The sequence below is a fragment of the Flavobacterium collinsii genome, assembly GCF_902804485.1.
GTDB lineage: Bacteria > Bacteroidota > Bacteroidia > Flavobacteriales > Flavobacteriaceae > Flavobacterium > Flavobacterium collinsii.
In genome coordinates, this window is sequence record NZ_CADCST010000054.1 from 98,314 (window position 1) to 114,257 (window position 15,944).

The 15,944-nt window shown below is 36.1% G+C and carries 16 protein-coding genes; 7 read left to right on the top strand and 9 right to left on the bottom strand.

The genetic code is table 11. The annotated features are described in order from the left end of the window. Window positions 1–61 precede the first annotated feature (61 nt). The 3 genes from FLA105534_RS02640 to FLA105534_RS02650 are packed head-to-tail and all read left to right on the top strand — an operon-like array spanning window position 62 to window position 2,529. Window positions 62–301, top strand: coding sequence for a FeoA family protein (locus tag FLA105534_RS02640; RefSeq protein ID WP_173964495.1), 240 nt, complete (start codon window positions 62–64; stop codon window positions 299–301). Further along, window positions 301–2,400 carry a ferrous iron transport protein B gene (gene feoB / locus FLA105534_RS02645; protein WP_173964496.1) on the top strand — a complete coding sequence of 700 codons (2,100 nt, stop codon included), beginning with the start codon at window positions 301–303 and terminating at the stop codon, window positions 2,398–2,400. Before FLA105534_RS02640 ends, feoB begins: the two co-directional genes overlap by 1 nt. 6 nt (window positions 2,401–2,406) lie before the next feature. After that, window positions 2,407–2,529, top strand: a complete 123-nt coding sequence (locus tag FLA105534_RS02650) for a FeoB-associated Cys-rich membrane protein (protein ID WP_255664253.1) — start codon at window positions 2,407–2,409, stop codon at window positions 2,527–2,529. Between the two features lie 108 nt (window positions 2,530–2,637). Here FLA105534_RS02650 and FLA105534_RS02655 read toward each other — a convergent pair whose 3' ends face one another. The 3 genes from FLA105534_RS02655 to FLA105534_RS02665 all read right to left on the bottom strand — a co-directional run bounded on the left by FLA105534_RS02655 (window position 2,638) and on the right by FLA105534_RS02665 (window position 5,248). Continuing rightward, on the bottom strand, window positions 2,638–3,291 hold the full coding sequence (locus FLA105534_RS02655; protein ID WP_173964497.1) for an HD domain-containing protein: 654 nt from the start codon (window positions 3,289–3,291) through the stop codon (window positions 2,638–2,640). Window positions 3,292–3,464: 173 nt separating this feature from the next. Further along, a complete protein-coding gene (locus FLA105534_RS02660) occupies window positions 3,465–4,457 on the bottom strand; it encodes an acyl-ACP desaturase (protein WP_173964498.1) in 993 nt (330 codons plus the stop codon). 50 nt (window positions 4,458–4,507) lie between these two features. Beyond that, window positions 4,508–5,248: a lysophospholipid acyltransferase family protein gene (locus FLA105534_RS02665; protein WP_173964499.1), complete on the bottom strand. Its 741-nt coding sequence runs from the start codon at window positions 5,246–5,248 to the stop codon at window positions 4,508–4,510. Between the two features lie 125 nt (window positions 5,249–5,373). On the opposite strand from FLA105534_RS02665, the gene rnpA reads away from it, so the two are divergent. From rnpA to FLA105534_RS02685, 4 genes are all read left to right on the top strand, one after another. Beyond that, the gene (gene rnpA / locus FLA105534_RS02670) at window positions 5,374–5,778 is read left to right on the top strand and encodes a ribonuclease P protein component (protein WP_173964500.1); all 405 of its coding nucleotides are present in this window, start codon (window positions 5,374–5,376) and stop codon (window positions 5,776–5,778) included. Window positions 5,779–5,858: 80 nt separating this feature from the next. Continuing rightward, on the top strand, window positions 5,859–6,686 hold the full coding sequence (locus tag FLA105534_RS02675) for a DUF4349 domain-containing protein (protein WP_173964501.1): 828 nt from the start codon (window positions 5,859–5,861) through the stop codon (window positions 6,684–6,686). Between the two features lie 2 nt (window positions 6,687–6,688). Then, window positions 6,689–8,326: a S41 family peptidase gene (locus FLA105534_RS02680; protein WP_173964502.1), complete on the top strand. Its 1,638-nt coding sequence runs from the start codon at window positions 6,689–6,691 to the stop codon at window positions 8,324–8,326. A gap of 4 nt (window positions 8,327–8,330) precedes the next feature. Then, window positions 8,331–9,134 carry an OmpA family protein gene (locus FLA105534_RS02685; protein ID WP_173964503.1) on the top strand — a complete coding sequence of 268 codons (804 nt, stop codon included), beginning with the start codon at window positions 8,331–8,333 and terminating at the stop codon, window positions 9,132–9,134. Window positions 9,135–9,211: 77 nt separating this feature from the next. On the opposite strand, the gene FLA105534_RS02690 is transcribed toward FLA105534_RS02685, so the two are convergent. The 6 genes from FLA105534_RS02690 to FLA105534_RS02715 all read right to left on the bottom strand — a co-directional run bounded on the left by FLA105534_RS02690 (window position 9,212) and on the right by FLA105534_RS02715 (window position 15,933). Beyond that, window positions 9,212–9,658, bottom strand: a complete 447-nt coding sequence (locus tag FLA105534_RS02690; protein WP_173964504.1) for a GNAT family N-acetyltransferase — start codon at window positions 9,656–9,658, stop codon at window positions 9,212–9,214. A gap of 139 nt (window positions 9,659–9,797) precedes the next feature. Continuing rightward, entirely contained in the window at window positions 9,798–10,436 is a 639-nt protein-coding gene (locus tag FLA105534_RS02695; RefSeq protein WP_173964505.1) for a DUF1579 domain-containing protein, read from the bottom strand. 209 nt (window positions 10,437–10,645) lie between these two features. Continuing rightward, complete coding sequence (locus FLA105534_RS02700; RefSeq protein ID WP_173964506.1) at window positions 10,646–11,614, bottom strand: DUF4837 family protein; 969 nt, start codon at window positions 11,612–11,614, stop codon at window positions 10,646–10,648. A 46-nt stretch (window positions 11,615–11,660) separates the two neighbouring features. Further along, complete coding sequence (locus FLA105534_RS02705; RefSeq protein ID WP_173964507.1) at window positions 11,661–13,502, bottom strand: lytic transglycosylase; 1,842 nt, start codon at window positions 13,500–13,502, stop codon at window positions 11,661–11,663. Between the two features lie 110 nt (window positions 13,503–13,612). Continuing rightward, window positions 13,613–14,800 carry a phosphoglycerate kinase gene (locus tag FLA105534_RS02710; RefSeq protein ID WP_173964508.1) on the bottom strand — a complete coding sequence of 396 codons (1,188 nt, stop codon included), beginning with the start codon at window positions 14,798–14,800 and terminating at the stop codon, window positions 13,613–13,615. A gap of 158 nt (window positions 14,801–14,958) precedes the next feature. Beyond that, entirely contained in the window at window positions 14,959–15,933 is a 975-nt protein-coding gene (locus FLA105534_RS02715; RefSeq protein ID WP_173964509.1) for a PorP/SprF family type IX secretion system membrane protein, read from the bottom strand. Window positions 15,934–15,944: the final 11 nt, after the last annotated feature.

A 15,944-nucleotide genomic window follows, 5' to 3' on the forward strand; every position in this document is an offset into this window, starting at 1 on the left:
AAATGCCTTGAAATAAAGAATAATTGCCTATTTTTGCAATCTAAATTCAATCTAAATAAGCTTGCAAAATACTATCCACACTCTGAAAAAAGGCGATAAAGCCATTATCAAAGATTTTGATATCGATCTTATTCCTCTGAAACTACTAGAAATGGGTTGTTTACCGGGCAACTTAGTTGAATTATTGCAAATCGCTCCTTTTGGCGATCCTCTTTATTTAGACATTAATGGTTCGCATGTCGCCATTCGCGTTGAAACTGCTCGTGAAATTGAAGTTGAACTGATCAAAAACGATTTGTAATGAGTATTCAAAATATCAACGTTGCCCTTATTGGGAATCCAAATACAGGAAAAACTTCAGTTTTCAATCAGCTTACCGGATTAAATCAACAGGTCGGGAATTATCCCGGAATTACTGTTGAGAAAAAAATCGGGTTTTGCAAATTACCAAACAACGTCAAGGCCAACATTCTGGATCTTCCGGGAACGTACAGCCTGAATGCCAGTTCTATGGATGAAAGCGTGGTAATTGAGCTCTTGTTAAACAAAAACGACAAATTATATCCGGATGTAGCAGTAGTCGTTACAGATGTTGAAAATCTGAAACGTAATTTACTGATTTACACCCAAATCAAAGATCTTGAAATTCCAACGATTTTGGTCATCAACATGTCAGACCGTATGGAAAGTAAAGGTATTACGCTGGACATCCCTTATTTGGAAGAGAAACTAAAAACTAAAATTGCTTTAGTAAGTTCGCGAAAAGGTTTGGGAATCGAAGAGTTGAAAGAATTAATTGTCTCGTACAAAACGATTCCGCACGAACCCTGCCTGAATGCATCTGTTATTGATCAGGAGTATTTTGAAAAATTGCAGCATGCTTTCCCGAATCAATTGTTGTACAAACTTTGGCTGGTGATCACACAGGATGTAAACTTTTCGAACCTTGATCGAAACGAAATCAGAAATACGTTTACCAAATCACATTCCGAATTAAAACGTTTACAGCAAAAAGAAACGATAAAACGTTATCAATTCATAAACGATGTTTTAAAAGAAGGTTTAAAAGTTGATGCTTCGACGGCCAAAGATATTCGGGCAAAACTGGATCGTATTTTAACGCACAAGGTTTGGGGGTATGTGATTTTCCTGGCTATTTTATTTTTGATCTTCCAATCTATTTTCAGTTGGTCAACGATACCTATGGATTTCATAGATAGCAGTTTTGCTTCTTTAAGCAGCTGGGTCGCGGCGGAATTACCAAGCGGAATTCTAACCGATTTACTTTCACAGGGAATTGTACCCGGAATTGGCGGTGTAATCATTTTTATTCCGCAAATTGCCTTTTTGTTTTTATTCATTTCGATATTAGAAGAAAGCGGTTATATGAGCCGTGTAGTCTTTTTGATGGATAAAATCATGCGAAAGTTTGGTTTATCCGGCAAAAGTGTTGTCCCTTTGATTTCAGGAACGGCCTGTGCTATTCCGGCGATCATGGCCACCCGAAATATTGAAAACTGGAAAGAAAGACTGATCACAATTCTTGTGACTCCGTTCACGACCTGTTCAGCAAGATTACCTGTTTACACTATTATTATTTCACTGGTAATTCCGGATGAACGTCTTTTTGGTATCCTAAACATGCAGGGATTGGCGCTAATGTTGTTGTATTTATTAGGTTTTGTAACAGCAATTCTTTCTTCTTACATCTTAAATAAAATATTAAAAATAAGTGCCAAGACTTATTTCGTGGTAGAAATGCCAAGTTATAAATTGCCGTTATTCAAAAACGTTGCGATTAATGTTGTTGAAAAAACAAAAGCTTTTGTGGTTGGTGCCGGTAAAATCATCCTCGCAATATCTGTGATTTTGTGGTTCTTAGCTTCTTATGGACCAGGGAAAGATTTTAATGAGGCAGAAACTATTGTAAAAGAAAAATTTGCAGCTACTCCTCTAGACGAAACTCAGTTTGAAAATGAAGTGGCGTCTCAAAAACTAGAAAATTCCTACATAGGTTTAATGGGTAGAGCTATAGAACCAGTCATTTCACCTTTAGGTTACGATTGGAAAATTGGAATTGCTCTAATTAGTTCTTTTGCTGCACGTGAAGTTTTCGTGGGAACACTGGCTACCATATACAGTGTTGGAGATACCGATAACGAATCAACCATAAGAAGCAAAATGCAGGAAGAGATCAATCCGGAAACGGGTCATAAGATCTTTAACTTTGCCTCAGGTATATCCTTATTGCTCTTTTATGCTTTTGCTATGCAATGTGCCAGTACGCTGGCGATCACCAAAAAAGAAACTAATTCCTGGAAATGGCCCGCTATGCAGCTTGTCCTGATGAGCGGTCTTGCCTATTTTGTTGCATTAATAACGTATCAACTTTTAAAATAAACGATCATGGTACAGGAAATTATAGCTTTTATCATATTATTCATTGCCGTTGGTTACCTCATCAAAAAGTTCTTTTGGAAATCTAAAAAGAAAAAAGACTGTGGTGATGGGAATTGCGGCTGTTCATGAGTGAATTGTTTCGCAAAGCTTCACCAAATAAACACAAAGCTTCACAGAGATTAAAAATCCTTTGTGAAGCTTTGTGTTTTCTTAGTGTGTCTCGGCGGAAAAAAATCTCTACTTCTCCCCGTCCCATTCTGCATAAAACTGTGCCAGAAATGTTTCCATGAAACGATGTCTATCTGCTGCAATTTGTTTACCCGTTTCGGTATTCATTTTATCTTTTAAAAGTAAAAGCTTTTCATAAAAATGATTTATCGTTGGTGCGTTATTCTTTTTGTACTCCTCTTTGGTCATATTGGTAATCGGAGCAATTTCAGGATCGTGAAGCGTTCTGTTCTTAAATCCGCCATAATTAAATGCTCTTGCTACTCCAATCGCTCCAATTGCATCTAAACGGTCCGCATCCTGAACGATATCTAATTCTACAGAAGAAAACTTCTTTTCGAAATTTCCGCCCTTATAAGAGATGTTTTCGATGATGTTCACCACATGCTGAATCGTGTCTTCTGCAACTTCTTGAGATTCTAAAAATAAACGTGCAGTTTTGGGTCCGATAGTTTCATCACCATTGTGAAATTTACTATCCGCAATATCGTGAAGCAAAGCCCCCAGTTGCACTACTGTAAGATCACAATCCATTCCTTTTGCAATTAAAAGTGCATTTTTATAAACGCGTTCGATATGAAACCAATCGTGTCCACCCTCGGCGTCGTTTAATTTCTCTTTTACAAAAGCGATGGTTTTGTTTATTAGTTCAGAATTCTTCATGGTATTTTTATAGTTTGCGGTAAAGGACAGTCCGATAAAACAGCTTTAAACTGGTGTTTTATACTTTAAATAAAAAATGTTGATTGTCAAAGTTTTGCAACCTCAACAATCAACAATATGTTTTTAGATGTTCTGCTTAAAGTTTCATAAATCTAAACTTCAAAATCAGAAAGCTACAATCTTGCTGGTTCAACCCATTTAAAGATGTGTGATTCTTGTGGAATAACCAATCTTTCAGAGATCCTCGCCATACGAGCCGGTAATTTCATTAAGTAATCACGTGCTTTTTCAGCTTCATCTGTCAAATTCGAAATTTTATCGATTTCCCATTTGTCAATTAACTTCTGCATAATATCTACGTAATCGTTTGCCGTATATACTCCGATACGTTGTGCCGAATCAGAAAACTGTTCGAAAGCACTGCTTATTTTCTGACCTGATTCTCTTAAGAAATGCGCCGGCATTACGATTTTTTGTTTCATCATATATTGAAACGCCAACATCATTTCGCTCGGATCCACTGCAAAAATACGGGTAACAAACTCACTATACGCATGGTGGTGACGCATTTCGTCACCTGCAATCATTTTGCACATTTTAGACAACTTGTTGTCACCAAATTTCTTCGCCATTTGTGCCACTCTGTTGTGTGAAACATAAGTCGCTAACTCCTGAAAACTGGTGTATACGAAGTTTTTGTACGGATCAGATCCGGTTCCAATATCAAAACCGTCGTTGATTAAATGCTGTGTTGTCATTTCGATTTCACGCATGTTTACACGACCAGACAAATACAAATATTTATTCAAAAGGTCTCCGTGGCGGTTTTCTTCTCCGGTCCATTGTCTGATCCATTTCGACCAGCCATTTCCACCGTTCTCTACCTGATTGATTCCTTCTACATCCATTAACCATGATTCGTATGTTGGCAAAGCTTCTTCAGTGATGGTATCTCCCACTAAAGTTACCCAGAAATCATATGGTAATTCTTTAGCAATTTCACGCAACTCTTTTACCTCCTCAAAGAAGTTCTCTCCTTCAGAATTAGGCAAAAAGTCTGACGGCTGCCAAATTTTTTCCACTGGAATTAAATACTGTTCAACGAAGCTATCCACGTTTTTTTCCAAAAACTGCATTACTTCTAATCTAATGTTTTTTATAGACATTACTTATTTAAGATTGGGATTTAAGTTTTCGTTTGTACTAAAACAAAAATCTATTTATACTCATTTACTCCTTCTACCACTGCTTTTTCTGTCAAAGCCATTAAATCGGCAAAATCATAATCTTTTACAGACATTGCTTTATGCGCTGTAAATGTTAAATGATTTCCTAATCCGACCGGAAACATTCCAAAACGAACCATTTTCCAAGAATTATTGATACTTACCGGTACTACATAAGCAGACGGCGCATATTTACATAAGATTTTTAAACCACTTTGTGCAAATTCTTTGGGTTTTCCTGTTTTACTTCTTGTTCCTTCAGGAAAAATTACAGCAGCTCTGGTATTTTTTTCGATATATTCAGACAAGCCTTTGATTACCGGAATCGCTTGTTTAGGGTCTTTTCGGTCGATTAAGACAGATCCTCCATGGCGCAAATTAAATGACACACTCGGGATTCCGCTTCCTAACTCCTTCTTACTTACAAATTTACAATGAAATCGTCTAAAGTACCAAATCATTGTCACGATATCATACATACTTTGGTGATTGGCCACAAAAATTATTGGAACCCCCTTTGGTATATCATCTACTCCGCTAACAGTATACCTTGTTCCCACCAGATTCGTGCATCTTAACAGGAAAAAATTCAGATAATCTACACTTTTTTTATGCGCCTGATACCCAAAAACATTCAGGCAAAACCATTGTATCGGGTGAAACACCGCCAAACAAAAACCAAAACACAAGTAATAAATTACGGAAATGGGATACGAAATTATCTTCTGCATGCTTGAAAAATTAATGCCCAAAAGTAATAAATAAATTTTTAGCGGTATAAAAATTGAAAACAATAACCGTTTTTCTGGTTTAATTGTACCTTTGCCCTAAAATTTGCAAATTTTTTCTGAATTAAATGAACTTCACTTACCCTAAAAATGAACGCTTAAAGAGCAAAACGACAATAGGTTTACTGTTTTCTGAAGGAAAATCAGTTTCCAAATATCCATTGCGTTTGGTTTATCGTCCGGCGGAAGAAAATTCAGAAGAAAAAATCAAAATAGGGGTTTCGGTTTCTAAGAAATATTTCAAAAAGGCCGTTGACCGCAATTACTTCAAACGCGTTTTAAGAGAAACATATCGTTTAAACAAACATTTACTTTTGGATAACATTCAAGAGCCCTACTCCCTGATGTTTTTTTATCAGACCAAAGACAGACTGTCTTATGCAGAAATTAATACCAAAACCATTCAGCTGTTTGAGAAATTCCTTCAGCAGGTAAATAAAACCCCTGATTCTGAAAATAAAACAGAATTGTAATTCCTTTACGACAACTTTATTTATCAAATTATACGAAAAATTATAAAAAAATTGTAGTTTTAACTTTAATTTGAAAAATTATGCGGTATATTTTCTTTTTATTCTTGCTCTTTATAGGCTTTTCAAGTTGCAGTAAAAATGAGGAACCTTCTGCTAATATGATGATTAGCGCAGTCAAGCTTACTCCAAAAAATGAATCCGCTGCAGCGTCAGATGCACAGTATGATCCCGCTGCCCCGGATGCGCCACAGATTTCACAAAAAATTATCAAACAGGCTTCACTTCGATTTGAAACCAATGATTTAGAAGATACTTTCAAACAAATCCAAACTGCGATTGTTGCCAATAAAGCCTCCATTCAGAATGATTCTGAAGGCAAAGAATATGACAACATTTACAGAACCTTAACCATTCGCGTTCCCAGTGCAAACTTTGATTCTTTTATAAATGCGGTTTCTAAAGGTGTTTCGTACTTTGAACAAAAAGAGATTTCTGCAGAAAATGTTACCGAACAATACATTGACTTAACTTCAAGATTAAACACAAAACGCAAACTTGAAGCTCGCTACTTAGAGATTTTACAAAAAGCCACTAAGATTAGTGAAATATTGGAAATTGAAAAACAAATTTCCGCTATCCGTGAAGAAATTGAAGCCAAAGAAGGTCAGCTAAAATATCTTGAAAGCCGCGTTTCAGAAAGTACCGTAACAATATCATTTTACAAAACCATAGCTCAAAAACAAGGCGTTAAGATTTCTTACGGGTCTAAAATATGGGCTGCTATTCAATCCGGTTTTTTCAGTCTGTCCGATTTTTTAATTTCAATTATTAGCGTCTGGCCATTTATTATAGTATTTTGCGTACTTGTCTACTTTATTAGAAAAAGATTTAAAAGAAAAAAAATATAATCATGTATCCTTATTTCAAGAAGAAATTTATCATACCTGCCGTTGCTGCAGGGTTTTTATTTATCGGAACCAGTTTTAAAGATGACTTTTTTGAAATTGCCAAACAAATTGAAATCTTTACCACTTTGTTCAAAGCGGTAAACACCAATTATGTCGACGAAACCAACCCGGGTGACCTGATGGATAAGGCCATTAAAAGCATGCTCGCAAGTCTGGATCCTTATACCGTTTATTTTAACGAACAGGATGTTGTTAATTTCAAAATCAACAATACAGGCGAATATACCGGAATAGGAGCTTTGATTTCAAGAAAAAAAGACCGCTTAATTGTACGTGAACCCTATAAAAACTATCCTGCCGACAAAGCCGGACTGAAAGCCGGAGACGAGATTATTCAGATTGGTGATGTTATGATTGCTGATTTTAAGGATGATGCCTCACAATTACTGAAAGGAACTAAAAATACTAAAATTACCATTAAATACCTCCGTCAGGGAAAAACCTTCACAACCGAATTGGTTCTGGATGAAGTCGATATTAAATCGGTTCCGTTTTTCGGAAAGATTGATGCCAAAACCGGATACATTGTTTTGGCACACTTTAGCCGAAAAGCTTCCAACGAAGTAAAAGATGCCCTTGAGAAACTTAAAGCAGACGGTGCAACTCAAATTGTACTTGATTTAAGAGGAAATCCGGGTGGTTTACTCAACGAAGCCATTGATATCTGTAATTTGTTTGTTCCGAAGAATGAAGTTATTGTGACTACAAAATCACGTATCGAAAAACACAACAACACTTATAAAACGACTAAAGAACCTGTTGATACTGAAATTCCTTTAGCCATCTTGGTAAATGGACGAAGCGCCTCAGCCTCAGAAATTGTTTCAGGAGCTTTACAGGATTTAGACCGTGCCGTGATTCTGGGAAGCCGCAGTTTCGGAAAAGGTTTGGTGCAGCGCTCTGTTGACTTAACTTACGGAACTCAGTTGAAAGTGACAATCTCACGTTATTACACGCCTTCCGGACGTTGTATTCAGGCTTTGGATTATGCGCATAAGGACAAAAATGGTGTGGCTCAAAAAACCGATGCTAAAAATTTCAATGCTTTTAAAACCCGAAAAGGAAGAACAGTTTATGATGGTGGTGGTGTTTTACCGGATATAGAACTGGATGAAACCAAAATGAGTCCGATCACAACTGCTTTGCTAAAAAATGACGGAATCTTTGATTATGCTACCACGTACTATTACAAGAATCCAAATTTAGGAGATAAAACACCTATCCTTACTGATACTGATTACAGTAGTTTCAAGCAGTTTCTAAAAACCAACAAAATTAGTTTTGACACGGAATCGGAAGTGGCGTTGAAAAATATGATGGCTGCGGCCAAAAATGAAAAAATAGACGAAACTATTGCTACGGAATACCAACAATTACAGGCAGCTCTTGAAAAAAGCGAAAGCACACTACTGGATAAAAATCAAAAGGAGATCAGAAACCTGATACAGGAAGAATTGATTAAAAGATATCAATATCAGGAAGGTTTGTATCAATATTACATTAAAAACAATTCAGAAATTAAAAAAGCTGTGAATGTATTAAATAACCAGACTGAGTATAAAACGATTTTAAAAATGTAAAAAAATGAAGCTTTACAGAGCCCTATTTCTGTTTCTTATTTACAATTTATCGGCACAGCAAAAACCTATTGAAACTATCTATTTCGAATTTGACAAGTTCGATCTTACACCAAAACAAACCGAAGTTGTAAACCGTTTTATTAAAAGTATCGACACTTCTAAAGTAGAGTCGGTACAAATATATGGTTATTGTGATGATCGCGGAAATGACGAATACAATTTTCGTTTATCTAACAATCGGGCAAGCACCATTCAGAACTTATTGGTTAAAGCCGGATTCAACCAAGGTAAAATTGTTATTTTGGAAGGGAAAGGACGTGTTGTTGTCCGGCCCGACACTATAGAAAACCTTCACGAAACCCGTACCCGAAACCGAAGGGTCGATTTGATAGCCGTTAAGAAAAATAGTTTTGGAAAAGGAATCTACAACTCGTTCCCTAACAAACTCAAAATTGGTGACAAGATCTTCTTAGACAATATTTTATTTGATATTGGAAGTTCAAAACTTACTTCAAACTCTAAAAAGGAATTAGATAAAGTTGCCGCAATCTTAGAAAAACAAAATGGTCTAAAATTCGAAATCAGAGGTCATGTTTGCTGCACCCCTGATATCTACTCCGACGGAATTGACAGAGCCACCAATGAAAGAAGACTTTCCTGGAACCGTGCCAAAACTGTTTTTTACTACCTCAGCTCCAAAAAGATCTCAAAAAACCGAATGACTTATCAGGGTTGCGGGAATAAATACCCGCTGGGAAAAGGTGATAATCTGGATCGTCGTGTTGAATTTTTGATTACGAAAATTTAAACAACTATTTAATCCTACTGTACCTTTTCTCCTTTGCTTCTCTGAGCCTTTGCTTCTTTGTACCTCAACAAAACGCTTTAGTCACGCGTCATCTCTATGTGCTCAATATCATCTTCCAGATACATTTCGCTGGTTTGAACGAATCCGTGGCTTTCGTAGAATTTTTTTAAATACAATTGAGCTCCAATGGTTATTGCTTCTTTATTGAAATTCAATTTTATAGCAGCAATCGCTTCACGCATTAGGTCATGTCCCCATTTCCTATCTCTGTAATTGACATCTACGACCACACGTCCGATCGAAGCATTATCAAAACTGATTCCAGCGTCGAATAAACGTACATACGCTACTGTTTTGCCATCGTATTCCCCAATCAGGTGTAATGCTTTCTTGTCTTTACCGTCAAGGTCTAAATAAACGCAGTTTTGCTCGACTACAAAGATCTCACTTCTTAATTTGAGTAAATCGTATAGCTCGTTTACATTTAACGCCTCAAAAGGCTTTATTTTCCATTTTAGCTCCATTTGCTCTTTGTTTATTGTTTTGGCTTATTGTTTACGGTTCTAACTTACGCTAAAAACAAAATTATACCAAATATTCTTAAATATAAATCCCGATTACAAACTGCAACCGGGATTTATACTTTATGATGGAATGCCAATCTTATTTTTTCTTCATAATGATTTCCATACTCTTAAACTCTTCACCATTTTTTACATCAAACATTTCCATCTTACGCGTTTTAGCATCTACAATGGTATAAATTTCTCTGTAGGGTGTCTTTTTACCGTTTACGGGATTAACCATGTCACCTTTTAGCTCCATACTTTTAGTGCTTTCATCGTACTTACCCATTGCCACCAGCATACCGGTTCCCATATTATCGATAAAAGTAGTGGTGTATTCTTTACTGGCATTGTTATAAGCTAATGTACTTTTACCCTCAAAAGCCTGCCCCATCATGGTTCCCTGATAGTTCGATTCCTGATAACGTCCTCCAAGAATCATTTTAACGTTTGCTGTTGAAGTAGCTTTTTCAGGTTTCCCGTTTGGTTCTGACCAGAAAGTCATGTCACAATTCCAGGTTCCAACCTCATCCGCCATTAATTTATGAGGAGCCCCCGGGGTTGCATACTCTTGCCAGGCTTTCATTTGTGCTACCGAATCAACCGGTTGTTCTGCTATTGGTTCTTCCTTTTTAATACTATCAGAAGAGCCTACTGTTTCAGTTGCTGTCTTTGCCTCTTTTTTACAGGAAGCAAAACACATGACTAGTAATAATACTGCAATTAAATTTTTCATAATGATCTGTTTTAATGTTAGTTGTAAAACAAAATTAAGAAAAATTAGTTTGTCACCTCATTACTAAAAACTTAACAGGATTTCCATAAAAAGCTGCAAATTGATAATTTTGGTATTGGGCTTTTGCCCTTTCAGGGCGTAAACAAAATTTTACCCGCTTCATCGTGCGTTGCACCATGCTTCTGCTTTTGGGCTTTCAGCCCTTTATATTACCTCTTATCAATTTTAACCGATTTTATAATTGCTTCCAAATCCAGCATTAGATCACGTTCTTCATTGGAAGGCGAATAACAAAATCCTTCGATTACCAGAATTCGGTTATACATTTCGTCAACAATTGCATAGTTGATAAAAGGTCCGGCCATAAAATCGTTCTTAAGTTCCCAGGTTCCTTTAGTTTCAAATGCTTTTTTTCCATCTAAGGAAATCGTTGAAAAATAAGGCGCGTATGCCTCACCCGTTATCATACGTGTGTTGGGTTCTCTGCCTTTGATGTAACTCCCAACGGAATCACGCATCCGAATAATATTGTCGATTACATTCGCACTTTTTTCAAAACTGTGAATGGGGATCTGATAAATAAGCAAACTGGTGTTGCCACTTATAATATCTTTTTTTAACCAGATAAAATTCTTTTTATGCAGCATGTATTCATATCCGGTAGGAATTTGCAGATCGATATGAAACTTATTTTTTATAACAGCTGGATTCAACAACGATTTACTGTTATCTTCCTGAATTTTTTTGATTTCGGCATCCCGGATTATTTTGATGATTTGCCCCGAATTGAGTTCGATACTGCAAATAATATCATCAACCGATTTTCCGTAAATTCTGAAAGTGTTATGGGGTAGTGATCTGCTGTGTGTTACTTCGAACTTATCAGCAGTTGTTTTTTTAACTACAATTATGCTTCGGCTATCGGTAACAAAACCTTCCAGTAAACGAGCCGGATACTGATTAATAGTAAATAGGGGTTCTTCTTGTGTAAGCCCTAAAACTGGTGAAGCAAATTTATTTCTGATGCTATCTCCAACTTCGCCATACCATAACTGATCGTCTATGATGACAGAAATTGTATTCGTTTTTCCGGATATAGGTTCCTCCTGCTTCTCATTTTTAAAACATGAAATGAAGAGCAACGGAAGTAGTAGTAATAAAAAATGGGTTTTATTCATTCTCTTAAGTTATGAAATAAAACCCAAATTTATATAAGATTTTTTATTATCCGTTTATTTTAAGCTTCATTCCTGGTTTAATATCTCCGTCTTTAATGTTATTCCACTTTTTAATATCGGAAATGGTTACTCCCGGATATTTTTTAGAAATACTATACAACGAATCTCCTTTTTTAACATAATAGTCTTCACCAAGAACTTTTGACGTCGCTTTTTTCTTGAACGAATCAATTGAATTGTTTGATGCTATAGCAGTTGTTACCGCATTTTCGTCAACAATTTCAGGAACAGTTTTAGAAACAACCAAAGTTTTTCCTAAACCAATATTATTTGAAGTCAGACTATTTAGTTCTTTCAACTCCGCAATAGTCGTACCGAATTTCTTTGCAATGCTCCCTAAATTATCTCCGGCAGCTACCACATACTCTTGTGACTGTGTATTATTTTTCTCTTTATCATCAGCAGCTGCAATAGCTTCCTCTGTTTTTTTATCTATCGCCAATGTTGCTTTAGCCTCTTTTGGATTTTTAACAGAAGCCTCTATATCAGATTTAATTTTTAAGCTTCTTCCGAAGGCAACTGAATTTGATTTCAGATTATTCCACTTCTTCAGATCCACAATACTCACATTATATTTGTCTGCAATTGCTCCCAGATTATCACCTTTCCGGACTTTATAAAACTGAATTTCTTTGGAAGAATCTTCTTTTGCTTTTGCGTTATATTTTGTTCTTGGTGCTGTCTTCATTGCCAATTGTACAGGCATAGTTTTATTCTGTGCCTGATAGGCTACATAGGCATAAATCTTGTCTTCGTTTGAAACAAAAGTTGCTACTTTATCTTTTGGCAAGCGCAGAAAATGCTGCTCTCCCTGATAATAAGGCACTACATTTAATTTATAAGAAGGATTTAAGAGCTGTAACTGAGATTGTGGCATGTCTAACAAATCGGCTATTTGTTTGAATGACATCTGACTCTTAATCTGAACGGTATCTGTTTCAAAATTTTTAACAACGGCTCTTTGTGGATTTATTCCGTGTTCTTTATGGTATTCGAAAAGGTACATGGTTGCTAAAAAAGCAGGAACATAACCCTGAGTTTCTTTTGGAAGGTGGCTTCGAATGTCCCAATATTTTGTTTTTCCGCCGGAACGACGAATGGCCTTGGTCACATTTCCGGGTCCTGAGTTATAAGAGGCCAGAACCAATTCCCAGTCACCAAAGATGTTGAACATTTTGCTCATGTATTCTGATGCTGCAGCAGTTGCTCTAAGCGGATCACTGCGTTCATCAATATAAGAGTCTATTTTAAGGGCGTATTGTTTACCGGTTCCGTACATGAACTGCCAAATTCCCGTGGCGCCCATTTTAGAAACTGCTTTAGGGTTTAAAGCAGATTCTACAACGGCTAAATATTTAATTTCTAAAGGAACGTTTTGCTTCGCAAAAGCATCTTCAAAAATTGGAAAGTAATATTCGGATAAAGACATTAATCGGGAAAACGATTTTTTTCGATTCTTAAGAAATGACTTTATTATGTTTTCTAATCCCTGATTGTATTCAATATTAAAAGGTGATTTCCCATTCATTGCCTGCAGCCGCTGTTTTAGCAAATCTGTTGGCAGTTCCTCATCAACTGTCACGTCTGTATTAATGGTTTGAATGTCTTTTGTCAGATCATCGTAAATATCCAGACTTACTAATTCGTTCATCCAAAGACTGTCAACTCTTGCTGCCAGTTCATTTTTTTTGAAAGTATTTTTAACAGAATCTAAATACGATATCTTTACAACCGGCTTAATTTCAGCATCTGCTTTTGCAACATCCTGCGCAAACATGGATATCGAAAAAAAGGCGGAAACCACTATTGCTATTTTTTTTACAATCATATAACATTATTTTAAAATTCTATAATTCAATTCATTACAGAAACCTTAGTTTTACAAACTTAAACAGTTTAATGAAGAAAAATATGTAAAAAAATGTTAATTGTGATTTTTTAGTCCAAAATCGCGGCGATTCCAGGTAAAATTTTACCTTCTAACATTTCAAGCATAGCTCCACCTCCGGTAGAAACATAACTCATTTTATCTTCAAAACCGAACTGTTTTACTGCTGCAACAGAATCTCCACCTCCCACTAATGAGAAGGCACCGTTTTCTGTAGCTTCGGCAATATAATCACCTAAAGCGATCGTTCCTTTAGCAAAAGATTCCATTTCGAAAACTCCTAATGGACCATTCCATAAGATTGTTTTAGACTCCAGAATTACTTTTTTAAAGTTTTCTAAAGATTTAGGACCTGCATCAAGACCTTGCCATCCATCAGGAATTGCGTTTACATCGACTACCTGAGTGTTTGCTGTATTAGAGAAATCATCTGCAGCAATTACATCAACCGGGATGTGAATCTGAACTCCTTTTTCTTTGGCCAGTCTCAAGATTTCAAGCGCTAACTCTTGCTTGTCATCTTCGCAAATAGATTCTCCAATTTTACCACCCAGTGCTTTAACGAATGTAAATGTCATTCCTCCACCAATGATCATGTGATCTACTTTGTCTAAGATGTTTTCGATAACGGTAATTTTTGAAGATACTTTTGAACCTCCAAGAACTGCTGTTACCGGTTTTTCACTATTTTTAAGTACTTTATTTAAACTTTCTATTTCTTTTGCCAACAATGTTCCAAAACATTTTTCAGTTGGAAAAAACTGTGCAATAATCGTTGTTGAAGCATGCGCTCTGTGTGCTGTACCGAACGCATCATTTACATAGATGTCTCCCAATGAAGCCAGTTCTTTTGCAAAAGCTACATCTCCAGCTTCTTCTTCAGCATGAAAACGTAAATTCTCAAGTAATAAAACTTCTCCCTGCTGTAAGTTAGCCGCAGCTGACTTTGCTGCTTCTCCAACACAATTTTCAGCAAATTTCACCTGAACTCCCAATATTTCAGAAGCTGTTTTTAAAATGTGTTTTAACGAATATTTTTCTTCTGCTCCTTTTGGTCTGCCTAAATGCGACATTAAAATTACGCTTCCGCCCTGTGCCAAAATAGCGTCAATAGTTGGTTTTGCAGCTTCAATACGTGTAGCGTCAGTTACATTAAAATTTTCATCCAATGGCACATTAAAGTCCACACGGATAATTGCTTTTTTATTTTTAAAGTCGAAATCGTTTAAAGTTTTCATTTGATAATTTTTTAATTTATTCTGATAGAAAACAAATATAGAACTTTTAGTGTTGCAACAAATTTGAAAAATGTAAAATTAAACCCGCTACAACAGCGAAAACGATATAATTTATGAAAAAAAACAAATTAACTTTTAAAGCCGCTAAAAATGCTTCCTTAATCGTGAACCGGACTTTGTGTACAAGGACAGTTACTGATTGATTGTAGGAAATCGAAACCAATTGTTATGGAGTGTGTTCCTGTGTTATAATTACCCAAATCGTTGAACATTACCTGATACGAATATCCAAAGTAGAATTTAGATTTCATAAAACCTACCATTGGCCCAACTGATAATGGTTTTGGGAACTGATCGTTTAAGAAACGATAAGAAACCCCGATCCAATAATAGTCCTCATAACGATTATAACGTCTGTACTTGAAGTTGAAATCGGTTGTAGAACGATTATCACTTGCGAAGTACTGGTAGTAAACCGATGGTTCGTATTCGATACGACTGTTTTCTCCGTCTTTAAAAATAAAACCGGAATAGATCTGATAATTGGAAAGTAGCGAAGGCTCAACTCCACGGTATTTATCAGTATTTTTCTTTAAAACGTTATTGGCATTAAAACTTACATAGAACATTTTATTACGATACAAGGCACTCACATCGAAGTTACTGTTTGAAGTATATCGATTGTCGGTTACAGCCGGATCTAAAATAGGATGTTCGATAGTGTTATTGAATTCATCAATATCAATGCGAAAGCTATTAAAGTTATACGAAAGTCCGAAAGACAGATATTGCTTCGAATAATAATCCAGGATAAGGTGATGTGCAAAGGAAATTTTGGCTCCCGTCTGACGTGTATATCCATTTTTATCATTGTAGACATTGATCCCGACTCCTGAACGATCCAAGACCCTAAAATCGGCATAAAGCGACTGGTTGTCCGGTGCATCTTTTATCCCTACCCATTGCGTAAGTCCGTTGGCTCTAATTCTAAGGTTGTCTCCAATACCGGCAAAAGCAGGTGAAATAACAAATGGATTATCTGCTAAATACTGTGTGAAAACTGGTAGGTTTAACTCTTGGCTGTAACTTGTTGTTACAGCCATGAGTACTAAAGATAAAATAAACTTTTTCATTGTAATAATTT

Bases quoted from the DNA above. Each gene is read 5' to 3' on its own strand.
- feoB (WP_173964496.1), top strand. From the start codon at position 301: ATGAGTATTCAAAATATCAACGTTGCCCTTATTGGGAATCCAAATACA.
- FLA105534_RS02650 (WP_255664253.1), top strand. From the start codon at position 2,407: ATGGTACAGGAAATTATAGCTTTTATCATATTATTCATTGCCGTTGGT.
- FLA105534_RS02655 (WP_173964497.1), bottom strand. From the start codon at position 3,291: ATGAAGAATTCTGAACTAATAAACAAAACCATCGCTTTTGTAAAAGAG.
- FLA105534_RS02660 (WP_173964498.1), bottom strand. From the start codon at position 4,457: ATGTCTATAAAAAACATTAGATTAGAAGTAATGCAGTTTTTGGAAAAA.
- FLA105534_RS02665 (WP_173964499.1), bottom strand. From the start codon at position 5,248: ATGCAGAAGATAATTTCGTATCCCATTTCCGTAATTTATTACTTGTGT.
- rnpA (WP_173964500.1), top strand. From the start codon at position 5,374: ATGAACTTCACTTACCCTAAAAATGAACGCTTAAAGAGCAAAACGACA.
- FLA105534_RS02675 (WP_173964501.1), top strand. From the start codon at position 5,859: ATGCGGTATATTTTCTTTTTATTCTTGCTCTTTATAGGCTTTTCAAGT.
- FLA105534_RS02680 (WP_173964502.1), top strand. From the start codon at position 6,689: ATGTATCCTTATTTCAAGAAGAAATTTATCATACCTGCCGTTGCTGCA.
- FLA105534_RS02685 (WP_173964503.1), top strand. From the start codon at position 8,331: ATGAAGCTTTACAGAGCCCTATTTCTGTTTCTTATTTACAATTTATCG.
- FLA105534_RS02690 (WP_173964504.1), bottom strand. From the start codon at position 9,658: ATGGAGCTAAAATGGAAAATAAAGCCTTTTGAGGCGTTAAATGTAAAC.
- FLA105534_RS02695 (WP_173964505.1), bottom strand. From the start codon at position 10,436: ATGAAAAATTTAATTGCAGTATTATTACTAGTCATGTGTTTTGCTTCC.
- FLA105534_RS02700 (WP_173964506.1), bottom strand. From the start codon at position 11,614: ATGAATAAAACCCATTTTTTATTACTACTACTTCCGTTGCTCTTCATT.
- FLA105534_RS02705 (WP_173964507.1), bottom strand. From the start codon at position 13,502: ATGATTGTAAAAAAAATAGCAATAGTGGTTTCCGCCTTTTTTTCGATA.
- FLA105534_RS02710 (WP_173964508.1), bottom strand. From the start codon at position 14,800: ATGAAAACTTTAAACGATTTCGACTTTAAAAATAAAAAAGCAATTATC.
- FLA105534_RS02715 (WP_173964509.1), bottom strand. From the start codon at position 15,933: ATGAAAAAGTTTATTTTATCTTTAGTACTCATGGCTGTAACAACAAGT.